The sequence below is a fragment of the Sporolactobacillus terrae DSM 11697 genome (assembly GCF_000648615.1).
Classification (GTDB): Bacteria; Bacillota; Bacilli; order Bacillales; family Sporolactobacillaceae; genus Sporolactobacillus; species Sporolactobacillus terrae.
Genome location: NZ_JFZC01000070.1, coordinates 1 through 5995 on the forward strand (window position 1 = coordinate 1; position 5995 = coordinate 5995).

A 5995-nucleotide genomic window follows, 5' to 3' on the forward strand; every position below is an offset into this window, starting at 1 on the left:
TTGCCGATGAAACGTACATGAACATCTGGCTTGCCACGACACACCACGCAGACTTTGATGCGACGATGGAACGCTTTTATCGCTACGTGAGTGATCCGCAGATCCGGCATGCGGTTCCATTGCCTGCAGATATTGTTGTCAATCAGCGACGCTCTAAGTTAAACCAGGAAACAGAGAAAATGCAGCGCTGGGAAGCTGAAGCAAAGGCAAATCCGGTAAAAAAGCAGCTTCCGCGTTTGGAGGTGTTTGCGCATGAGTGAAGATCGATCGGTTATAGAAGCCGAACAAGCAGTACTCGGTTCAATCTTGTTTGATAACCAGCTTATGGATCAGTGCTGGCTGACACAAGATCATTTTTCAATAGCAACACACAAGGCTATTTTCTTGGGTTTTGAAACGTTAAATCTCAAAGAATCACCGATTGATCCGGTGACACTGTCTAGGCAACTCGGAGATCAGCTCCAACAGATTGGCGGTATTGACTACATAGCACAGCTGGTCAACGGGATTGCCACTACAGCAAACTTTGAATTCTACGAACGCATTTTGAACGATGCGCGCAAGCTGCGCGAAGCCAGGGCTAAAGCCAATCGGTTTGTGAACAATCCAAGCACCGAAGGCATTGAAGAACTCGCTAAGTCTCTGGATGAGATCACAGATCAGCAGGTTATGGATGATGAATTGTCTGATCGGGAAAGCATGATGAACATCTATGATTCGCTTTTCGAAAAGCGCGGCGATATTTCAGGAGTAACCACAGGCATAACGGATCTTGATTCTATGACAAGCGGCTTGCAAAATGACGATCTGATCATCGTTGCCGGTCGGCCATCAATGGGTAAAACAGCTTTTGTTCTGAACGTGGCAAAGAGTGCTGCAGCTGCTGATGTGGTTGTTGATCTATTCAGCCTAGAAATGCCGAAGACAAAGATTCAGCAGCGGTTGTTGTCGGCGATTGGCAACATTGACGCGGGGAAATGGCGCAATCCGGAACGCTACATGAATGCCGGAGATGTCGAGAGTGTCATCCAAAGCATGGGCATCTACGAACACTGGACACTCTCCATCCATGATCGGCCGGCACAGACCGTTGCCAGTATTCGCGCCACTATCCGAAAATCGCTCAAAAAGCATCCGGACAAGAAACATCTGGTTGTGATTGACTATTTGAGCTTTATCAAGATCACCGGGAAATATGAGCGCAGAGATTTGGCCATTGGCGCAGTCACTAGCGGTTTGAAACAGCTCGCCCGGCGCTATCATTTGCCGATCATCCTGGTCTGCCAGCTCTCGCGTGGCGTGGAAGCACGGCAAGACAAGCGGCCAATGCTCAGCGATCTGCGTGAATCAGGAAATATTGAGCAAGATGCCGATTTGATCCTGTTCCTGTATCGCGATGATTACTACAACCGCGAATCTGAAAAGCAGAACATCGTTGAGATCATCATTGGCAAGCAGCGCAACGGCCCAGTAGGAACCGTGGAAGCAGCATTCATCAAAGAATATGCCAAGTTTGTCAATCTCGACCGAAAGGCGGTGGCTGCCTATGCTCAGTAAAGCGGAGCGTGAGGAAATGATTGACTGGCTAATAATTGCACAAGGATGTACGCGAGAGTTTTGGGAAAAGCAAACGGACAAAGTCCTTAAAGTCAATTACCGGGAATCATGCCTGACCGAGGACGGTGCCGAATGAAAAGACGAGACTTTGTGTACTTGCAGAAAAGGCATGAAGGCGCGCTGATCTTTACTGCCGAGTATCTAACCTGGAAACAGACACGTGAAAAAATGCGCGACGGTTGGGAAATCGTTACAGGCGAAACGGATGTGAGCAGATGATTATTCTTGTGGCACTTTGCTTGGTAATTTTCCTGCTCCTGGTCAATGGAATTATGGCGATTGCAGCGTTACTCTGTGGATCAATATTGGTAAAACGAAAACTGAAAGGACTGAAGGAAAACAGGAACGAAGACGTAGGTGAATCTGAATGCCGGCGGATTTGACGAGTCCAATTAGAGTATTGAGAAGATCAACCCGATTGTTTAAACATCCAAAACGGATTGGCGACACAATGGAATATCATGATCATATTTTCTTAATCATTGGAATTAACCAGTATGAACTTTACGGCCAACATCTGACAATCTGGTATACATGTCAGGATCTAAACAAAACAAACTACTCAGACGGTGAAAAAGTATTTACTCCTATTGAACACTGGAGAGAAGCGCACGTTCGTTGTAAATTCGACGATGAACGTTTGAAAAGATCAACAACTCTTGGACATGTATTCAAATTAGAGGGCTCATGGTATAAGGCGATTGAGTATTCGGATATCGAAGTTGATGGGACTGACATCGATATTAGTTTCTACATCAAACCGATATTTCCGATTAGCCGAAAAGAAGCTCGAACAAAACTTTTTCATGAACGGAGAAAGAAGCTGCAGATTGAATTGGTTTGATGAACAGGTGACAGCTGCTAAGAAGGTGAACCGATGAATAAGAAACGCCAGAAAATCTGGAACAAGACAGACGGAAAGTGCTGGTACTGTGGCTGTGATCTTCCGTAAAAAGGATGGCACGCTGACCATGTTGAGCCGATTATTCGTAATTGGTGGTCAGACACAGAAAGACATCACGAGAATGAGAATATGTATAATCTTGTCCCTGCTTGTGCAAGCTGCAATATTCAAAAAGGTAATTTAAGCGTTGAAGGATTTCGGAAGAAAATTACAGGGTTTATTAATAGCTTGAACCAATATCATACTCAGTATGTTCTGGCTAAAAAATATGGACTTCTAAAAGAGACAAAAGCGAACGTTGTTTTTTGGTTTGAGAGGCGCAGTTGACCACTAAAACGAAGGAGATGAATTTAATGAATACGAAGGTAGATATAAAGTTTATGCTTCAAACATTGGCGCAAAGTTTTTCAAATGATGTAATCAATGATAATAGAGAAACATTTGATGCTCTAAAAAACGCATATGATAAAAACCCAAATCGTTTCTTGGAAAGATTGGATATTGCCTATTTCGACTTTGGCGAATTGATTGAAGTAATCATAAATATTCCGGAACAACCAAACAAAGGAATTATCCGTTTTATTGGCAACGGATTGTACGACCATTTTCACGAAAAAAGAATTGAAAAATTGGAAGGTTCTTCGTGCTGCTCGGACAAGTCTCGCTTTATTCGAAATTCAACGCTACGCGCGTTGAAAGAACAAAAGAATTTATCACTTTATGATGATTATGGAAAAGTGGATCGGATTAAAGAGGACAAAGAAAGACAGGCTTACTGGTCTCCTACGACAGTTAAAGATACGGATGAGGCTATGAAATTATTTTGGGATTGGTACCAATTAAGAAAATGATGTTTCACAGTACGACACTATGGCGTAAAAAAAAGGGAGTGATAGAGATGGACGAAAGAGAAATGCCTGTTGAAGCAGGATATGACTATGAAGATGTTAGCCAAATGACTGATGAAGAAGTGTCAGAAGAGATTTCCGAAATTCCATACAATTTATAAATAAAAAAAGATCGGATCCCTCCGACCGTAGCTGATACCTCATTTTACCATATCAGGAGGGATAACCGATATGCAAAGCATAGAGACGATGAAAGCTGAAATAGATCTGATGGAAAACGCAATGTACCTGGTGAGCAATGGACGAATGACAAAGGTCAAGGCGAAGGACTTTGGAACGGATGAAGTGATTTGGAAAGATGGCAAGTGGCAAGACATTATAAGCCATAAGAGGATAAGGAACTGTGGGCAGGTAAAAATATAGTTAGCTGCTATATTTAGCAGCTAACATATAATATTGGTATAAAACCGTTGACAAAGGCGTTATATAGATATATATTTAACTGGCAGCATATAAAATATATGGATTGTATTTTATGAATAATAGATGCAGCTAAGGGGACGGTCTTATGGCAAGAGCAATTTCAAAAGTGTTAAAACAGGCAGTTAGTTTTAATCCGACAAAAGAAACGAGAACTGCAAGCATTATGGATTTATGTGATCAAATCATGAAAGAAGACTTGGTTTTACCCGCATTCCAAACTGCATTGCGCTGGACGCTTGAAAAATCAATAGCTTTATTAAACTACCAATTGGTTGGAAAAGCTCCGGTTGCACCAATTTCTATCAACATTATTCTTGATGAGCGCGAAAGTGGGCCTCAAGTAACTTTTATCGAACGGAAACCTGTAACCAATACAACTGGGAAGCAGTCGGTTAATGACGGGCAACAAAGATTGACTTGTAATTTTAAAGCTTATTCAGATCATCCCGACTTCCAAAATATTGTTCTCGATTTAAGCAAAGGGAAATTTGACGAGGTTCATCAACACCAAATTAAAGAAAATCAAATTCCGGTCGGTAAGTTGCTTAACAAAGATAATGATGTTTTTATGAAGTATGTTAACGAAAACATGGCGAACGGATTCGAAGTATTAAATACCCTTGTTTTAGTGAGAAATAAAATATTCGGATATAACTATACTTTGAATTTTGCAAAGGGAATGACAGAAGAGGAACAAGTCGAATGGTTTGATATTCTTAACCTAGCGGGTAGCAGGGTACCTTCTATCCAGATGCGATTGTCTCGTTTACAATCAAAGGGCATTGATATTTATGGGCAATACACAAATAAGTTTGTTGAAATCATGGAAAGCAACAATTTGGGAGATCTAATCGTAAAAAAGGAAACTGAAGTATCTATTCCAATTGCTACCTTAAACGGCGCATATGAAAAAATTACCGGTAAACCGCATACGTTGAATTACAGTCCTATGCCATCAGATACGAAAGAATCATTACTCGTTAAGCTTAGCGTTGATGAAATTCAAACGTGCATAAATATGACATTAAAAGGTCTGAACCAAGCAATTGAATTTATTGAGCAAAAACGGCTTGGTAATCCAGAACGCATTGACTATATTTCTGATTTGAGTGCGTTTTTTGCCTACATTGGAAATCGTATTCTGAGTGCTAATGAGACGGACAAGCTGATTGAATGGTATAATACGGTTGATTTTAACAATAAAAGTAATACTGATCGTAGGGAAAGCTATCAAGAATTGCTAAGAATTGCAGATTAATATAGAGCATTCTGCTTGAGGGAAGAACCCAGGGCACTGATTGAGCGTTTACGCGCTTAATCGGTGTCCTCTTTTTATTTGCCAAAAAGGGGTGTTAGTCATGAATCGTTCTGAAAATAGCACGAATTGTACCAGTTCTAATAGCAATCGTTCTCGAAAACGCAGCCATTGTTCCGAAAAGATGCCGCAACACGTGATTGAGAATTTGATGGGCATTCATGGACCAACATACAGGCGCGTCAAGGGTGGAGCATTCAAACAAAAGTGAGGTGTGTCATTTGAGTGTACGAACAATGGTTTATGAATACAGACGATCTATCAGACTGGCAAATAAAGCTTATGCCTCAGCTCCGAATAGTACAGAAAAAACGATCATTGGCCAAATGCTAAGTGACATGCATTTTGCCCTGACATGGATCCATTGCGGATTTAATCCTGATTTTAAGCGTGGAGCAAATCGTCGCTCAGAGGTTCGATTTATGGATCCGGATTTAATTGATGCGATTCAGTTGGATCCCGAACCGCAGGAGCCTTCTGAGTTAAGCGAATCAGATAGAAAAAAGATAGATGCTGCTCTCTCAGAACTCACGGAGCGCGAGACGGATATTTATGTCATGCACCATGCCGAGATGCTGCCATTGGATGAGATAGCGGAGCTGCTGGGTGTCAAGAAAAGCACAGTAGCTACAACGATCAGACGTGCACAAAAGAAAATCAATCACCACCGGTTAGGAGGGAGAGCATGAACGTTGTGCAGCCAATTCGGGACCAGGAAAAAATCAATCGAATGTATGAGTATTTGAGAAGCAGATCCGAACGTGACTTTATGATCTTCTTGCTTGGTATCTGTGTTGGACTGCGAATATCTGACCTTCTGCGCTTGAA

9 protein-coding genes are annotated in these 5995 nt (G+C 41.8%); all 9 read left to right on the plus strand.

All coding sequences use genetic code 11. The annotated features are described in order from the left end of the window. Window positions 1-260 (plus strand): hypothetical protein (locus AA84_RS19075; RefSeq protein WP_037563729.1); only part of this gene is annotated, 260 nt, incomplete at its 5' end. Next, window positions 253-1557, plus strand: coding sequence for a replicative DNA helicase (gene dnaB, locus AA84_RS0113420; protein ID WP_028977631.1), 1305 nt, complete (start codon window positions 253-255; stop codon window positions 1555-1557). The genes AA84_RS19075 and dnaB, both read left to right, overlap by 8 nt. Further along, on the plus strand, window positions 1547-1693 hold the full coding sequence (locus AA84_RS19080) for a hypothetical protein (protein WP_160168731.1): 147 nt from the start codon (window positions 1547-1549) through the stop codon (window positions 1691-1693). Before dnaB ends, AA84_RS19080 begins: the two co-directional genes overlap by 11 nt. After that, the gene (locus tag AA84_RS19085) at window positions 1690-1836 is read left to right on the plus strand and encodes a hypothetical protein (protein ID WP_160168732.1); all 147 of its coding nucleotides are present in this window, start codon (window positions 1690-1692) and stop codon (window positions 1834-1836) included. The genes AA84_RS19080 and AA84_RS19085 overlap by 4 nt, the downstream gene beginning before the upstream one ends. 148 nt (window positions 1837-1984) lie before the next feature. Next, on the plus strand, window positions 1985-2461 hold the full coding sequence (locus tag AA84_RS0113440; protein ID WP_152540381.1) for a hypothetical protein: 477 nt from the start codon (window positions 1985-1987) through the stop codon (window positions 2459-2461). Between the two features lie 413 nt (window positions 2462-2874). Continuing rightward, complete coding sequence (locus AA84_RS0113450; protein WP_028977633.1) at window positions 2875-3372, plus strand: hypothetical protein; 498 nt, start codon at window positions 2875-2877, stop codon at window positions 3370-3372. Between the two features lie 228 nt (window positions 3373-3600). After that, a complete protein-coding gene (locus AA84_RS0113460) occupies window positions 3601-3792 on the plus strand; it encodes a hypothetical protein (protein ID WP_028977634.1) in 192 nt (63 codons plus the stop codon). Window positions 3793-3937: 145 nt separating this feature from the next. Further along, a complete protein-coding gene (locus AA84_RS18445; protein ID WP_028977635.1) occupies window positions 3938-5110 on the plus strand; it encodes a hypothetical protein in 1173 nt (390 codons plus the stop codon). A 293-nt stretch (window positions 5111-5403) separates the two neighbouring features. Next, on the plus strand, window positions 5404-5856 hold the full coding sequence (locus tag AA84_RS0113470) for a sigma-70 family RNA polymerase sigma factor (protein ID WP_028977636.1): 453 nt from the start codon (window positions 5404-5406) through the stop codon (window positions 5854-5856). Window positions 5857-5995: the final 139 nt, after the last annotated feature.